Origin of the sequence: Pantoea rwandensis, assembly GCF_000759475.1 — a bacterium.
Taxonomy (GTDB): Bacteria; Pseudomonadota; Gammaproteobacteria; order Enterobacterales; family Enterobacteriaceae; genus Pantoea; species Pantoea rwandensis_B.
In genome coordinates this window covers 1,340,314-1,355,776 of sequence record NZ_CP009454.1, presented here as the reverse complement: position 1 = coordinate 1,355,776, position 15,463 = coordinate 1,340,314, and the positions used below count along the sequence as shown (strand labels likewise).

Sequence of the window (15,463 nt, the reverse complement as noted above, 5' to 3'; positions counted from 1 at the left end):
AAGCGTTTGAACACCGATCTCAATTTCAGGTGTTTGTTTTCTCTACCTTGTTACGCAAAGGACCTCTCAATGAAAATCCGCGCCACCATTCTTGCTGTGGGAATCGCTTCGCTGCTAAGCGGCTGTGAAGGGATGGACAATAACGCGCTACTGCAATCCGGCGCGCAGGCCTATCAGGCTTATACGTTGAATGATTCACAAGTGAAGCAGCTCAGCGATCAGTCCTGTGCCCAGATGGACAAAGACAACCAGCTCGCACCTGCCAACAGTGAATATCAACAGCGTCTGAACAAAATCGCCGCAGCGCTGGGCGATAATATCAACGGCGTGCCAGCCAACTACAAAGTCTATCTGACCAAAGATGTGAACGCGTGGGCGATGGCCAACGGCTGTATCCGCGTTTACAGCGGCTTGATGGATATGATGACGGATAACGAAGTGGAAGGCGTACTCGGCCACGAAATGGGCCACGTGGCGCTCGGCCATACGCGTAAAGCGATGCAGGTTGCTTATGCCACCACGGCGGCACGCACCGCCGCGGCCTCGGTTGGTGGCGTGATTGGTCAACTGTCGCAATCCCAGTTGGGCGATCTGAGCGAAAAGCTGGTCAATGCGCAGTTCTCGCAGACCCAGGAATCGCAGGCGGATGACTACTCTTATGACCTGCTGAAAAAGCGCGGTGTTAATCCGCTCGGCTTAGCCACCAGTTTCGAGAAACTGGCGAAAATGCAGCAAGGCCAAACGAGTTCGATGTTTGATTCCCACCCGGATTCCGCAGCACGTGCACAGCACATCCGCGATCGTATTGCGGCAGATGGCAAATAATCGACAATAAAAAGGAGCGCCGGTGCGCTCCTCTCTTCCACTTCGACAATTACCGCTTAAACAGATCATCCACCATCGATCCCAAATCCAGCTGGTTGTTGTGCAGACTCTGCTCATCCAGTTGACCTTGCGGCGACATCTTATCGATCAATTGCGGCAACAACGACGCCAGCGTGCCAGATGCACCATTCACATCGGTGCCCAGCTTATCAGCCAGCGACTGCAACTCCTCCTGCCCAAAGGCACTCTGAATCTCACCGCCGCCGACCTGTTGATTACCGCCGGTGCCGATCCACGAACCCAGCACCTCACCGAACCCGCCCTGTTGAAACTTCTGCAGTAGCACTTCGATTCCGCCCTGCTCCTGCACCCAATTCCAGATCGCCTGCAACTGACCCAACTGATTGCCTTGCCCGTTGCCGCTCCCCAGCGAACCCACTAATTCATCCAGAAAGCCCATGGTGACCTCCAAAGATTGAGTAACCGTGATTAACGAAGCGATAACTAACGCTACGCCCAAAAGTATAGCTACAGGGTGCCGATAATGAATTGTCACCTTTAAGTTGTTGAGGCATCAATGCGAGAAGCGTGACAATGGTCTGTATTCACCAGACGGGGCCATTTCATGGTGAAGATGGTCTACACTGACCGTTTGTTTGCAGGCGATACCAGAGAGAGTCACCGGAGCACCACATACTATGATGACCATTCTGATTATTCTCGCCGTCGTTATCGCGATTGTGCTGATCGGCGCGTATCTGGTGGTAAGGTCTGCCGCTCAGGACATCAATGGCGACTATTAGGAATCGGGGAAGTCGAGAGCAAATGATCGCCCTCAGTTTTTAATCTTTGTATCACTATCAACAGTTGATTTGAGGACAAGGCTCTCGCCCTGCCCTTCCCAGTATTAGCCTTTGTTCGCTGCCTGCACGTGCAGCATATCCAGCGCCAACGTAGCCGCCGCCAGTGATGTCAGATCGGCGTGGTCGTAACCCGGTGCCACTTCCACCAGATCCATCCCGACGATGTTCATACCCTGCAAGCCACGAATCAGCTTGGTGGCTTTATCGCTGGTCAGTCCGCCGATCACAGGCGTGCCGGTGCCCGGTGCGTGTGCCGGATCCAGACAGTCGATATCAAAGGTCAGATACACCGGCAGATCGCCCACAGTGCGTTTCACTTCCGCCAGAATATCATCGACGCTGCGATCGTTAACCTGTGCTGCATCCAGCACGTTAAAGCCAAGGCTCTTATCAAACTCGGTACGGATACCAATCTGCACTGAGTGATTTGGATCGATCAGCCCTTCTTTCGGTGCGGTGAAGAACATGGTGCCGTGGTCGAAGGTTGGACCGTTAGAGTAAGTGTCAGTGTGCGCATCAAAGTGCACCAGTGCCATTTTACCGAAGTGCTTAGCGTGCGCGCGCAACAGCGGCAGCGTGACGTAGTGGTCGCCCCCGAAGGTCAGCATACGCTTACCGTTTGCCAGCAATTTCTCAGCGTGCGCCTGCAATTTGTCAGAGAGATCCTGTGAATCACCGAATGCGTAAACGAGGTCACCGCAATCCACCACGTTCAGGCGCTGACGCAGGTCGAAATCCCACGGCCAGCGGCAACCTTCCCATGCGAGGTTAGTGGAGATCTGGCGAATCGCACCCGGCCCTAAACGGCTGCCCGGACGACCCGACGTTGCGGCATCGAAAGGTACACCGGTGATCACCCACTCAGCATCGCTGTCGTAAGGCTGGAAGTTCACCGGGAAGCGCATGAAACCGAAGGCGTTAGAAACCAGGGAGTTATCGTACTGATTGCCCAGGGTGTTATACATAACTTGTCCTCTTTAAGATCCGTGAGTCGGTTAGCCACTAAAATATAGGTAAAAAAAATCCCCTCCGCGTCGTTAGGCCCGACGAGGAAGGGATTTATTGAACGTAATTATTGCGGAGATTTTCATGCTCTGCAATCGACGCTTTAATGACATTTGAAATAAATCGCTGATATCACTTTGGCAGCATAGGTACGCACGAGACATTTCCCCAAATTTCCAGCTCACTTCCGTTCGAGATTAGTGAGAGCAGTAGGCTGGAGGGTCTCTGAAGGAATATCGAGCCAGTCGGACTTACCGTAAAAGACGGCATTAATTTGCGTGTTATAAAGCAAATGAGTGCGAAAGCGCTGAAAAAGTTTTTTATCGGGGACAAAATCCGACTGCCAAAACTGGTTGAGCGGCCCCTGCCAGGCCAAGCCTTCGATGTTGTAAAGCGCCTTACCCATCACTTTAAGCGGCTTATTGTGGATTAATGCCGACAGACCGGCGGTACTGTTCACCGTGATCACCGCCCGGGTGTGGGTCAGCAAAGCGGGTAAAGAGAGATCGTGCACGTAGATAACCCGACCGCTGATGCCATATTTTTCAGTCAGCACGTTAATAAAGGTGCCATAAAAACGATGGCCACGATCCATTGGGTGGTGTTTAAACACCAGGTGTCGTTCTTTTGGCGCATGACGGGCAAATGATCGGATCACCGTTTCAATATAGTCTCGTACGTCTTTATAAGGGCTGTGATGGATGATCTGACTGTCGTTATAAACCTGTAAAATCGCCAGATAGTACTGATTGTCCAGTTCACCGGTGATATGGCTCAACATGTTGCGTTGCTGCCAGCGGTAGACGAGTTTGCGGCGACCTGCACGTATCCAGCAGCGCATCTCATACCAGGGTGAGAACGACTTATGATGCCTGTAGCCTTTATAACGGTGGCGGCCAAACCAGCCCGCTGCATAATAAAACATGGCATGGGCCGCGCGATTATAGGCACTCGGCTTCCACGGCGTCGGCGTTTTCAATTCGGGCAGCGGCTGCTCGCGATAATATTTCGCCTCAATGGGCATTGAAGAAAATGCATTTACGCCCCCTTTTTCAAGGGTGATATAAAACGGACGAAAGTATCCTTCTTCGAATGCAAGGAAATCGATCGACTGGGTACTCGACCATTTCTTAGCTTCGACATGCATTGGGCGGCAGTCACCGAAACAGACAATGGTGTCGAAGGGGTACTCTTTGTGTAACTCACGCAGCCAATAAGCAAATTTCTTCGCCGATCCGGTGTAATGCAGCGCGGTTTCTTTCGCGGCATACCATGAATCCCCGGCATTGAAGCAAACCTGCTTCACTTCACGATGGCTGTTTTGCAACCAGATCGCCAGACGTGAAAAGCAAGGGCCCATTGGCCCCTGTAAAAAAAGATATCGTCGGCCATTAAGCAAATGGCGGATAGCTGGCTCTTCCATTATTTTTCCCAGAGCGGTTCCGTTGCGGGATCGTATATATGAGTGGCTTGATGGCCGTTTTTCTTTCATTGGTGGGGATAAACCGTTCGCTAACGGAATGTCTGCACGAGGTAGCTCAATTTCATTTGCCAGCGTTGCCAGCGGCTGGATTTCTGTGCCGGGGAGTTGCCCTGCTGCGCTAACTGGTGGATTAACTGCTCCGGGCTCATCCACAAACCACTCTGCCAGTCGATATAACGTGGATAGGCGACCAGCGTGGTATAAACCAGCGCAGCCAAAGATAAATGACGCTGGCGACGTTCAGCAGGATGGATATCGTTAGTCAGCCCCCAGCCGCTATAAAACGGCTGGCCCCAGGTGGTGACTTTTACACCCTGCACTAAAGCTTCAAAACCGCTCAGCGAGGTCATGGTATGCAACTCGTCTACATGCGGATAGAGACTGGTCAGGCCGATATCCAGCACCTGGCTATCGACACAAGACGTCAAACACGCCTCAGATATCGCCCCTTCACGGTTGCCTGCTACCACGTCTGGATGAGGTTTAAACAAAATATGAGCTTCCGGTCTGGCGGCACGTACGGCCCATAGCAGTTGTTCATTGCTATGAATGACCGGGCTACCCGTCAGGATCGATGCATCACCATCGACCTGCCCCACCACCAGCAACAGCGGACGACCATCAACAGGCGGCGTGAAAGGTTGCACATTACCGACGTTGTATTTGCTGACCCCATTCTGCTGAAGCAGATCGATTAGCGCCGCGCCGCGCGCCAGCTGTTTCTCTGTCAGTTGCTGTTGATTCAGCAGTTGCTCGATCCGGCTTGGCCGACGGCTGTCGAAATAGATCCCCACAGGATCAATAGAGAGCGATGAAGGGCGACACAGATTAGACCCCAGACCTCGCGAGCGGATAAAGCCGTCTTCCACCCGTATAGGGTTGGCGAGTTCAGGATGACGACTGCCCCAGACCAAAACCTGCTCATCAGAAGCCACCTGTTTTGGTAGCTTACGCACAAAGCAGATCTCCTCAGCTAGCGGCGAACAGAAAGCACGCATAAATGCGCGTTTCCACAACGAGAAACCCACCAGATACAGGCGTCGATAATGCGGGGGCGGATTCTGCTGACGCGCGATAATGGGCAACACCTGCTCCACTTCACAGCGCTCGCCCAGCACCGGATCGAGGTAGCGCGGATACTGAATCAACGCCGCTGCCACCAATTGTGGCAGGCAGGCCTTCGTCTGCCGCCGCTTAAGATGTTGACTGTCATGGGTCAGCCCCCATCCCGCGTAAAACGGCATGCCGAAGCAATAGACTGTCTTGCCCAGCAATAGGGCTTCGAACCCCATCTGGGATGATACGGTGTAGACCGCGTCTACCTGATTGAGCAGTGCATGGGGATGGCAGTGATCGGCCACCACTTCCACATCCTCCATCTGCAAACGCGCCAGTACGCCACTCTTTCTGCCCAGACGGGTATCCGGGTGAGTGCGTAGCAGCAGCCGGGCATCAGGATGGTTGCGCCTTGCTGCTGCGACCATATCAATAAAATCTGCTTCGCTAGCCAGCGCGCCAGGGATGGAGAGATCACCGGCCACCTGATCAATCAGCAACACTTTAGAGCGAGGATCGTTTTGCAGACGTATGGCTAGAGCTGCTGGTAAATCGCGCGCTGTGCCGTAGCAGTTGTATTTGGTGATCCCCAGACGAAGCAGTTCGCTCGTCAGCTTCTCAGCTCTCGCCAGCATAGCAGCATCGCACGGTGTGGCGATTAATTGCTCAAGGTAACTAGGCTGGCGGGCATCATAGTAAACGCCTACCGGATCAACGATCAGGGAGACTGGCACGCCTCCCCTGGCGGGGTGGCCAATATAGCCGATAAAGCCATCTTCCAGCTGCCAGTACGGCAGCCCGAGTTTCTCGGCCCTTTGCTTTATCTGCCGGGTGTTGCTCTTTTGGCCCCAGCCAACCAGCACATCGTCTTCAGCGAGCGTCATACTGGCTTTGAAGGCATGTAATGTGTGGCCAAGCATCGGCTCAAACCGTGCTTTTTTGGCAAGGATTCCGGCTGAACCTGTGTAAAATTTCATTCGAACTCTGCGCGGTAGAAACTCCACACGCCATCGCGGAGGAGTGTGACTCAGATAAAGTGCTCTGCGTCTGGGAGGGACTTAGCAATGCTGTCTTTGGTCGAGGTGAGAATCTCGCTGTCGATTTTCGGCCACGTGATGGCTAAGGTCTCGTCATTCCAGCGAATGCCACGGTCACTTTCCGGCGCATAGTAATGGGTGGTTTTATACAAGAATTCTGCGGTGTCGCTTAGCGTCATAAAACCGTGAGCAAAACCTTCTGGGATCCACAGCTGGCGCTTGTTCTCACCCGACAAATGCACACCCACCCACTGACCAAAGGTCGGGGAACTTTTACGGATATCCACCGCCACGTCGAACACTTCACCTGCGATACAACGCACCAGTTTGCCCTGCGCATGCGGCGCGAGCTGGTAATGCAGGCCACGTAATACACCCTTAGAGGATTTTGAGTGGTTGTCCTGGACAAAGTTTACGCTGCGGCCAATGGCAGTTTCGAATTGCTGATGACTGAAACTTTCGAAGAAGAAACCACGATCATCGCCAAACACTGTTGGTTGAAGAATAAATACATCGGGAATTGCAGTTTGAATAACATCCATGGTTGAAACCTGATTCCAAAAGGGACGCATGCCCCAGAAAAAAAGAAAATTACTTAATCATTTTCAACAGATACTGCCCGTAGGCATTCTTAGCCAGTGGCGCGGCTAATGTGCGCACCTGGTCGGCATCGATGAATTTTTTACGGTAAGCAATCTCTTCAGGGCAGGCCACTTTCAACCCCTGACGGGTTTCGATCGTCTGAATGAAGTTGCTGGCCTCGATCAGGCTCTCATGAGTGCCGGTATCCAACCAGGCAAAACCACGGCCCATCATGGCAACTGACATCTCACCCTGTTCAAGGTAAATGCGGTTGAGATCGGTGATTTCCAGCTCGCCACGCGGGGAGGGTTTTAGGCTTTTGGCAATCTCTACCACGCGATTATCGTAGAAATAGAGCCCGGTGACTGCATAGTTGCTCTTTGGCTCCAGCGGTTTCTCCTCCAGGGAGATCGCTTTACCTTCTGCATCAAACTCCACTACGCCATAGCGCTCAGGATCATGCACATGATAGGCAAAGACCGTGCCTCCCGCCGATTTGCTCGCAGCCGCTTCCAGCTCTTTTTGCAGGTCGTGACCGTAGAAGATGTTGTCACCCAACACCAGCGCGCAGTCATCGTTTCCGATAAAGTCTTCGCCGAGGATGAAGGCTTGAGCCAAACCGTCTGGACTTGGCTGTACTTTGTATTGCAGATTCAGGCCCCATTGGCTGCCATCGCCTAGCAGTTGCTCGAAGCGCGGCGTATCTTGCGGGGTGCTGATGATCAAAATATCGCGAATACCGGCCAGCATCAGGGTGCTCAACGGGTAGTAGATCATCGGTTTGTCATAGATTGGCAGCAGCTGCTTACTCACCGCCATGGTCACCGGATAAAGGCGAGTACCAGCCCCACCAGCCAGAATAATACCTTTACGCTTGCTCATAACTCTTCAATGCTTCTTTCTTGATTACTGTAAAAGGGAGGCCACTGTGCCACCCCAGACAAAGTCCACGTCGATTAAAAAGGCATCAATAGCCTCACTTAATCTGTTTACTTGCCGAGGATTTCGGCCAACATGCGATCCACGCCGACAGTCCAGTCCGGCAGCGTCAACCCAAAGGTGCGCTGAAACTTGCTGGTTTCAAGGCGTGAGTTCTGGGGACGTTTAGCCGGCGTTGGGAATGCGCTGGTCGGAACAGCATTCACCTGAGTGACTGCCAGCTCAATGCCGGCTGCACTTGCGGTGGCGAATACGCGCTGAGCATAATCAAACCAGGTGGTAGTGCCTGAGGCGATCAGGTGATAAAGCCCGGCAACCTCCGGTTTATCCTGTGCGATACGGATCGCATGGGCTGTGCAATCGGCCAGCAATTCTGCCCCAGTCGGTGCACCAAACTGATCGTTGATAACCGACATCTCACTGCGCTCTTTACCAAAGCGCAGCATGGTTTTGGCAAAGTTGGCACCACGAGCGGCATACACCCAGCTGGTACGGAACACCAAGTGACGAGAGCACAGCGCAGCAGCATGTTCGCCCGCCAGCTTGGTTTCACCGTAGACGTTCAGTGGCGCGGTCTGGTCTGTTTCCAGCCAGGGTTTTTCGCCGCTGCCGTTGAAGACGTAGTCGGTGGAGTAGTGAACCAACCAGGCGTCGAGTGCTTCGGCTTCTTTGGCGATGGCGGCCACGCTTGTGGCGTTGAGCAGCTCGGCAAAATCACGCTCGCTCTCGGCTTTATCCACCGCGGTGTGGGCGGCGGCGTTCACAATCACGTCCGGCTTCAGCAGGCGAACGGTCTCGGCCACACCCGCCGGGTTACTGAAGTCCCCGCAGTAGTCAGTGGAGTCAAAATCCACCGCGGTAATACGGCCGAGCGGTAACAGCGCACGCTGTAACTCCCAGCCAACCTGACCATTTTTGCCAAACAGAAGAATATGCATCAGTGACGTTCCTGGTAGTTTTTCGCGATCCAGTCCTGATAACTGCCGCTTTGAACGTTATTCACCCACTGCTGGTTATCCAAATACCATTGCACGGTTTTACGGATGCCGGACTCGAACGTCTCCTGCGGCTGCCAGTTCAGCTCATGGCTCATTTTGCAGGCATCAATGGCATAGCGACGGTCATGACCTGGGCGGTCGGCTACGTAGGTGATCTGCTCGCGGTAAGAACTGGCTTTTGGCACCATCTCGTCGAGCAGATCGCAAATAGTGTGCACCACGTCCAGGTTCTGTTTCTCGTTGTGGCCGCCGATGTTGTAGGTTTCACCTACCACACTTTTGGTGACGACGGTATAAAGCGCGCGGGCATGATCTTCAACATACAGCCAGTCGCGGATTTGATCGCCTTTACCGTAAATGGGCAGTGCTTTGCCATTCAGCGCATTGAGGATCACCAGCGGGATCAACTTCTCCGGGAAGTGATACGGACCGTAGTTGTTGGAGCAGTTGGTGACGACTGTCGGCAAGCCATAGGTGCGATGCCATGCGCGCACCAGATGATCGCTAGAGGCCTTAGACGCAGAGTAAGGGCTGCTTGGCGCGTATGCTTTGGTTTCGTTAAAGAGCGGCAACTCAGTACCTGCGCTCACTTCATTCGGATGTGGCAGATCGCCATACACTTCATCAGTTGAGATGTGGTGGAAACGGAACGCCAGCTTGCGGTCTTCATCCAGCTCGCTCCAGTAAGCGCGAGCCGCTTCGAGCAGCGTATAGGTGCCGACGATATTGGTTTCGATAAAAGCGGCTGGCCCCGTAATGGAGCGATCCACATGACTCTCAGCAGCCAGATGCATCACCGCATCGGGTTGATGAGTGGCAAAGACCCGATCCAGCTCCGCACGCTGACAAATATCGACCTGTTCAAAGGTATAACGGTCACTTGCCGCGACATCGGCCAGCGATTCCAGATTGCCTGCATAGGTGAGTTGATCAAGATTGATCACTGCATCCTGAGTTTCACGGATGATGTGGCGAACAACAGCAGAACCGATAAAACCGGCTCCCCCAGTTACAAGGATTTTCATAAGCAATTTTTACTTTCTATGTGGATGAAATGGTCACCAGAAAACGGTCTTTGCTCTGCGTTTTGACCGTGTGTTAGCGGCAGGCGCATGTGAATACATGGCCGGCTTTAAATTAGAGTGTTTTATTTGCCGACGCGTTGGGTGTTAATACAATAACGAGTCCGTATATTCTTTCGCATTATTCGCCAGCGTTAGGCGTTTTTGATCGGAATTGACCAACAGCGATATTGCCTCAATCCATTTTTGTGGATCGTTACTCAGCAATACACCATTAATATTCTGTTCAATAAAATCACTATAGGGCGCGCAATTGCTATAAACCCCTACAGCTCCCATACGAATGAAATCATAAAATTTGACTGGACCGCGCGCCCTATTGAATGCCGACTCCAGTAAAGGTGCCAGACCAATATCGATTCGGTGGTGCTGCGTATAATCCAGATAGTTTTGCCAACTCATCGGATGCAATACCGTTACGCGTGGTAAATCGCGATAGAGTTTATAAACCTCGTGCTCACCAAATATTTCGAAGCTGGCTTGTGGACACTGCGCCAATACGCCTGCCACTACCTCGCGCAACCAATACTTCTCGGCCTGATGCGAGCTTGAACCGTGATAAGCGATTTTTACGGGCTGCTTTACAGCAAGCAACTGTGGCGTGGGCTTAGCAGGCACTACATCGGGATTGAGGTGCGCATATTTCCTCGCCAGATACGACGTCGATACCCAGATACTGTCGCAATGCGAGGTGATCCAGCGGTGCTGGGCTGCAGAACGACGAATAATTTTAGTCCGATAACCTTTAGGCAACGCCGTCAAAGCCGATGGATCCAGCAAATCGTCATCCATGAAATAGACCACCTGTGAGAGGTCATCCATATTGCGGGCGATTTCACGCTGCCACGGAGCAGAAATAAAGCGGATGACTACAATAGCGGTTCCGTTATCCACTTCGATAGTGGGTGTGGTTAAGGTATCCACTAGCTGACATTGTGCGCCGGAAAAACGGCTTCTGATGGCGGCTTCAAAATAGGCCAGCGTCGGTGAATTACCCTCATGCAAAATCAGTAATGTGCGGCACTCTGTCCCGCTGCTTTGCTTATTCAACTTCAGATAGGGTTTAAACAGCGCCTTTCTGATTAACTCGTCCATGGCAGTACCACATTAGGAGTATGGCTTAGGGAGAAATCGGGTCGATCGTAGCTCAGGTTAGGATTGTATGCAGGATCGTGTTTGAGCCGCCTGGCCCAGCGTTTTTTCATATAGCGCAGTTCACCCCGCGAGCGTGCCAGTTGTTCCGGCGTCACATCTTTGCCTCGAGATACCGACTCATGGTGGTATAGCTCAGCAAAAGGCGTCCAGACGATGCGCCACCCAGCCTCCCCCACCCGCAGACAGTAATCCACGTCGTTAAAGGCCACTGGCAGGTTCACTTCATCTAAGCCGTTGAGAGACAAATAGAGTTCCCGAGGGGTAAGCAAACAGGCCGCGGTCACAGCGGACAATTCCTGCGCGCTCACCGCCCTGCGCTGGTAACCGGGCTCGTCGGCGGCCAGGCCACTGTGGAAATGATCGGCACAGCCCCCCGGCCCAACCGCATCCCCCGCATGCTGAACCCGACCATCACCGTAATAGAGTCGAGCCCCTACAATCCCCACGCCCGGTCGCAGCAGGTGAGAAACCATCTCATCCAGCCACAGTGGGTTGATCACTTCTGTATCGTCATTCAACAGGCAGATAAACTCACCCGTGGCCTCACGCACCCCGGCGTTGTTGATCGCCGAGTAGTTAAACGGATGGTCCCAGGAGATGACCTGCACACCGTACTCTTTGCTGATATGAGCAAAATAGGCCAGTGTTTCAGGGTCATCACTCTGGTTATCCATTACCATTATTTCAACATTTGGGTAGCAGGTGTGTTGCACCAGGCTTCCAATACGAGGTCTGAGATGTGCCAGCCCGTTGCGAGTGGGAATAATCACCGACACCCGCGGCAGTTCAGCTGGCAACGGCCAGCGCCAGCGGCAAATCCCGTGTGGCGCTGACTCCAGCGTTACGCCGACGGGCAAATCTTGCAGCATAGCTGCCAGTGATTCATAGCTATCTTGCATCGGCAATGTGTCCGGCACGTGCATCAACAAGGCCGGAATGTGTGCAATCTCTTGTGGCGCAAGCTGGCGAGCCAACTGGAACCACCCACGATAACTTTCAGCTCCATCCTGAGGGATGGATTTATCTCCCTGCTCCCGCCATAACCCACACCAGCCAATATAGTTTTGGCTTTGCAGCAAGGTTTCATTCCAGTCAGGCTTGAAGTCTGGCGAGTGGCGTTTGCCTTTGCCGTCCAACAAATCGTGATCGCCGTAAATCCATTGTGCATTGGGTGTTTGGCGTAGCTGATGCGACAGCCACACCAGTGCAGCCGGAGCCAGTTCAGCGCCCACTGGAATCGCCCATTGCCACTCTCCCACTGGCCTGTGCGCGGCTGGAGGTTGTTCCAGCACAGTGATATGTGTTGTCGGGTAACATAGCGCCGCGATGCTGGTGAGGGTACGTTGCCGTGACGCCTCATCGCCCCCCTTCACCAGATGCAGACATACATGGGGCAGATTGCCCCAGCGGGCCAGCAGACGGTCAATCAGGCGGCGCTCACCAGGTTGCACGGTATCGAAATTAGCCAGCCAGTGTTCATAGGCGTGTAGTGGCCTGTCGTCACGGATCTTGCCGACCAGCTGGTAAGCCTGCTGTAAGTCGGTAAACCACAGATGCCAAGACAACCCCAGGCGCTTGCGCTTTTGCGCGTCCAGGCGCTGATAGAAATGCCACACCCGGCGTAAACGGCGCATGAGACTGTTGCCCGCTGAAACCTGCGCAAAGCGGACAATACTCAACTGATATTCCGTCCCTTCGCTGCTGGCAAGCAGCCCCACTTCGGTGGCCCCCACCGGTAACCAGACCAGCTCCAGCAGAGTACCGCGACGCGTGACCGGCAGGATTTGCTCATGCCAGGTCTCCTGGCCGCACTGCCAGCGCAGCCGGGTTTCTCCCCGAGGATAACGCGCATGCAGTGTGCCCTGAATCAGGAACCAGCCCGCGCGTAATAAGGTGGTGTCTGGCAGTGCCAGAGGGTGCCAGTGGTGATAGCTATGCATAGAGGGTTTACAGCCATGAAGTGGGAAGGCCCGCTTCTGACTCCTGTCAGAGAATGAAAATACGTCGATTAGCCGATGAGCTTTTTAACTCGGGACGCCAACCAGGAGTCGCTCTTCGGCGGGCTCTCTAGTTCTGGTTCTGGCAATGCATCCAATTGCGCTTGTATTGCTGCCATCTCTGCTTTGACTTTAGGGGCTAGAGCGGCGGCCAATAGACAGGTTTCGTCATTGCGGTCATGGGCGTTGAAATAGGCTTTATGTTTTACACGGTTGGTCGTGGCAGCGCTGCCGCGCAGGTGTTTACCGAGTAAGAACTCTTCCAGCGATTTGACTGCGTAATGGTTGACCCGCACACCGCTCCAGATAACTTCGGCACTGACGCCATTGCCATGTTTTGGGTGTAAGACCAAATCATTGCCCTGCGTATCGATATAGCGGCCAAAACGCAGATCGGCATGATGTGGATTACTAAAGTGATTGACGCAGTTGGATCTGACAATACTCTTAAAATTTTTATTGGCATTGAATTGCTGAGGGGCACGTTGGGTAAAGCGCTCTGTTACCAATCCCTCTTCAGCGAACAACTCACCGCTTGAACCAAAGTTTGCCCAGTTAAGGGCAACAGCACTAACTGAAGGTTCGTTAAACCATTCTTTCAGACTAGTTATTAAACTTTGCTCAGGATTGAGCGACACCAAAAATTCATCGGCATCAATAAATGCCAGCAAATCACTGTCAGTGTCGCAACTACGTAGAATACGCTCGTAAGCGGGTAACTGCGGCTTTTTTCCATCAACAGTTGGAAAGTCGAGTACCGTTGCAATCCCGAGCCTTTTAAGCCTGTCGAGCAAAGCACGGGAACCATCATTACTACCGTTATCCGCAATAATGAATCCGCTTACCCCTACAACTCTGTGGTATGCAACCCACTCCAAAAGGGCATCTACTTCGTTTTTAACAATTGCAGCAACTAATAATTTCAAAATGCACTCTCGGTCAAATTACAGATAAAGTTGTCGTCTAAAAGAACTATCAATAATGAGGGGTATGATTATTTATTGGCGTATCTCAATCTGAACCAAAGAGATCGCGGGTATAAACTTTATCCGCTACATTGGCTAATTCATTTGCCATTCGGTTACAGAGAATAACATCACTAATCGCTTTGAATTCTCCGATATCTCGGATAACCCGAGAATTAAAGAAGGTATCTTCTTTGATTGTTGGTTCAAAGACGACGACCTCGATCCCTTTGGCTTTAATCCGCTTCATGACCGCCTGAATAGCGGATGAACGGAAGTTATCGGAACCCGCTTTCATGACCAAACGATGGATGCCCACAACCTTAGGCTGGCGACTAATCACACTGTCAGCAATAAAATCCTTACGGGTGGTATTCGCATCGACAATAGCGCGTATCAGATTACTAGGCACTTCCTGATAGTTTGCTAACAACTGCTTAGTGTCTTTAGGCAGACAGTAGCCACCATAGCCAAACGAAGGATTGTTATAATGCGTGCCTATACGTGGATCCAGACCAATACCTTCAATAATCTGTCGACTATCTAGCCCATGCGACTGAGCATAGGTATCTAGCTCATTGAAATACGCAACGCGCATGGCGAGATAGGTATTGGCGAACAACTTGATAGCTTCAGCTTCGGTACTTCCAGTAAGCAACACCTCAACATCTTTCTTGATGGCACCTTCTTTAAGCAGGTCGGCGAAACGCTGCGCACGCTCACTGCATTCACCTACGACGATTCGTGAGGGATAAAGGTTGTCATAGAGGGCACGCCCTTCACGAAGAAATTCAGGTGAAAAGATTATATTATCTGTGCCAAATTCCTGTCGCATTCGCTCGGTAAAGCCCACTGGAATGGTGGACTTGATGATCATGATTGCTAGCGGGTTAATGCTGATTACGTCCCTAATAACGGCTTCTACAGTGCTGGTGTTGAAGTAGTTAGTCTTTGGGTCGTAGTCAGTTGGTGTTGCGATAATGACAAACTCAGCATCTTTATAGGCTTCGACTTTATCGATTGTTGCACTAAGATTAAGAGGCTTATTGGCTAAGTAGTCTTCAATTTCATTGTCTACAATGGGCGACTGATGATTGTTGATTTTATTAACTTTTTCGAGCATTACATCAAGAGCGATGACTTGATGACACTGAGATAATAGTATGGCATTTGATAGGCCGACATAACCAGTTCCAGTTATAGCTATCTTCATAATAATCACTCATAAAAATCGTTAACCGATGGTAATAAAAGGTAGTAATTCAAACCCGTACCTCAACAACGAATAAATTAAATGCGTTAAGCCACTTTAATTAAAGTTCCAAGAATAAAAAAAAACAACAAAGAACATCATTAAAACTGCAATTAAAACACATTCCATTGCAAAGCAAAAATCAAACCCCAAATTCATAATTCAAGGTAAATTCAGCGCGATCATTAACAACCCTAATCTTGGCAGGTGCTTGGGCGTACTTC

The 15,463-nt window shown here is 51.9% G+C and carries 13 protein-coding genes; 1 reads left to right on the top strand and 12 read right to left on the bottom strand.

What is annotated here, in order from left to right:
• Positions 1 to 69: 69 nt before the first annotated feature.
• On the top strand, positions 70 to 825 hold the full coding sequence (locus LH22_RS06200) for a M48 family metallopeptidase (protein WP_038644966.1): 756 nt from the start codon (positions 70 to 72) through the stop codon (positions 823 to 825).
• 49 nt (positions 826 to 874) lie between these two features.
• On the opposite strand, the gene LH22_RS06195 is transcribed toward LH22_RS06200, so the two are convergent.
• The 12 genes from LH22_RS06195 to LH22_RS06140 form a co-directional block, all read right to left on the bottom strand.
• Positions 875 to 1,285 carry a YidB family protein gene (locus tag LH22_RS06195; RefSeq protein ID WP_038644964.1) on the bottom strand — a complete coding sequence of 137 codons (411 nt, stop codon included), beginning with the start codon at positions 1,283 to 1,285 and terminating at the stop codon, positions 875 to 877.
• A 447-nt stretch (positions 1,286 to 1,732) separates the two neighbouring features.
• The gene (gene speB / locus LH22_RS06190) at positions 1,733 to 2,653 is read right to left on the bottom strand and encodes an agmatinase (protein ID WP_034823229.1); all 921 of its coding nucleotides are present in this window, start codon (positions 2,651 to 2,653) and stop codon (positions 1,733 to 1,735) included.
• 221 nt (positions 2,654 to 2,874) lie between these two features.
• Positions 2,875 to 4,116 carry a capsule biosynthesis protein gene (locus LH22_RS06185; protein WP_038644961.1) on the bottom strand — a complete coding sequence of 414 codons (1,242 nt, stop codon included), beginning with the start codon at positions 4,114 to 4,116 and terminating at the stop codon, positions 2,875 to 2,877.
• 89 nt (positions 4,117 to 4,205) lie between these two features.
• Positions 4,206 to 6,209, bottom strand: a complete 2,004-nt coding sequence (locus LH22_RS06180; RefSeq protein WP_038644960.1) for a capsular polysaccharide biosynthesis protein — start codon at positions 6,207 to 6,209, stop codon at positions 4,206 to 4,208.
• 50 nt (positions 6,210 to 6,259) lie between these two features.
• On the bottom strand, positions 6,260 to 6,811 hold the full coding sequence (rfbC, locus tag LH22_RS06175) for a dTDP-4-dehydrorhamnose 3,5-epimerase (protein WP_038644959.1): 552 nt from the start codon (positions 6,809 to 6,811) through the stop codon (positions 6,260 to 6,262).
• Positions 6,812 to 6,860: 49 nt separating this feature from the next.
• Positions 6,861 to 7,733, bottom strand: a complete 873-nt coding sequence (gene rfbA, locus LH22_RS06170) for a glucose-1-phosphate thymidylyltransferase RfbA (RefSeq protein ID WP_038644958.1) — start codon at positions 7,731 to 7,733, stop codon at positions 6,861 to 6,863.
• A 107-nt stretch (positions 7,734 to 7,840) separates the two neighbouring features.
• Complete coding sequence (gene rfbD / locus LH22_RS06165) at positions 7,841 to 8,728, bottom strand: dTDP-4-dehydrorhamnose reductase (RefSeq protein ID WP_038644956.1); 888 nt, start codon at positions 8,726 to 8,728, stop codon at positions 7,841 to 7,843.
• A complete protein-coding gene (gene rfbB / locus LH22_RS06160) occupies positions 8,728 to 9,813 on the bottom strand; it encodes a dTDP-glucose 4,6-dehydratase (protein ID WP_038644954.1) in 1,086 nt (361 codons plus the stop codon). Before rfbB ends, rfbD begins: the two co-directional genes overlap by 1 nt.
• Before the next feature lie 144 nt (positions 9,814 to 9,957).
• Positions 9,958 to 10,965, bottom strand: coding sequence for a glycosyl transferase group 1 family protein (locus LH22_RS06155; protein WP_038644953.1), 1,008 nt, complete (start codon positions 10,963 to 10,965; stop codon positions 9,958 to 9,960).
• Complete coding sequence (locus LH22_RS06150) at positions 10,953 to 12,965, bottom strand: glycosyltransferase family 2 protein (protein ID WP_038644951.1); 2,013 nt, start codon at positions 12,963 to 12,965, stop codon at positions 10,953 to 10,955. The genes LH22_RS06155 and LH22_RS06150 overlap by 13 nt, the downstream gene beginning before the upstream one ends.
• Positions 12,966 to 13,033: 68 nt before the next feature.
• Positions 13,034 to 13,948, bottom strand: coding sequence for a glycosyltransferase family 2 protein (locus LH22_RS06145; RefSeq protein ID WP_038644949.1), 915 nt, complete (start codon positions 13,946 to 13,948; stop codon positions 13,034 to 13,036).
• A gap of 85 nt (positions 13,949 to 14,033) precedes the next feature.
• Complete coding sequence (locus LH22_RS06140) at positions 14,034 to 15,200, bottom strand: nucleotide sugar dehydrogenase (RefSeq protein WP_038644947.1); 1,167 nt, start codon at positions 15,198 to 15,200, stop codon at positions 14,034 to 14,036.
• Between the last annotated feature and the right edge of the window lie 263 nt (positions 15,201 to 15,463).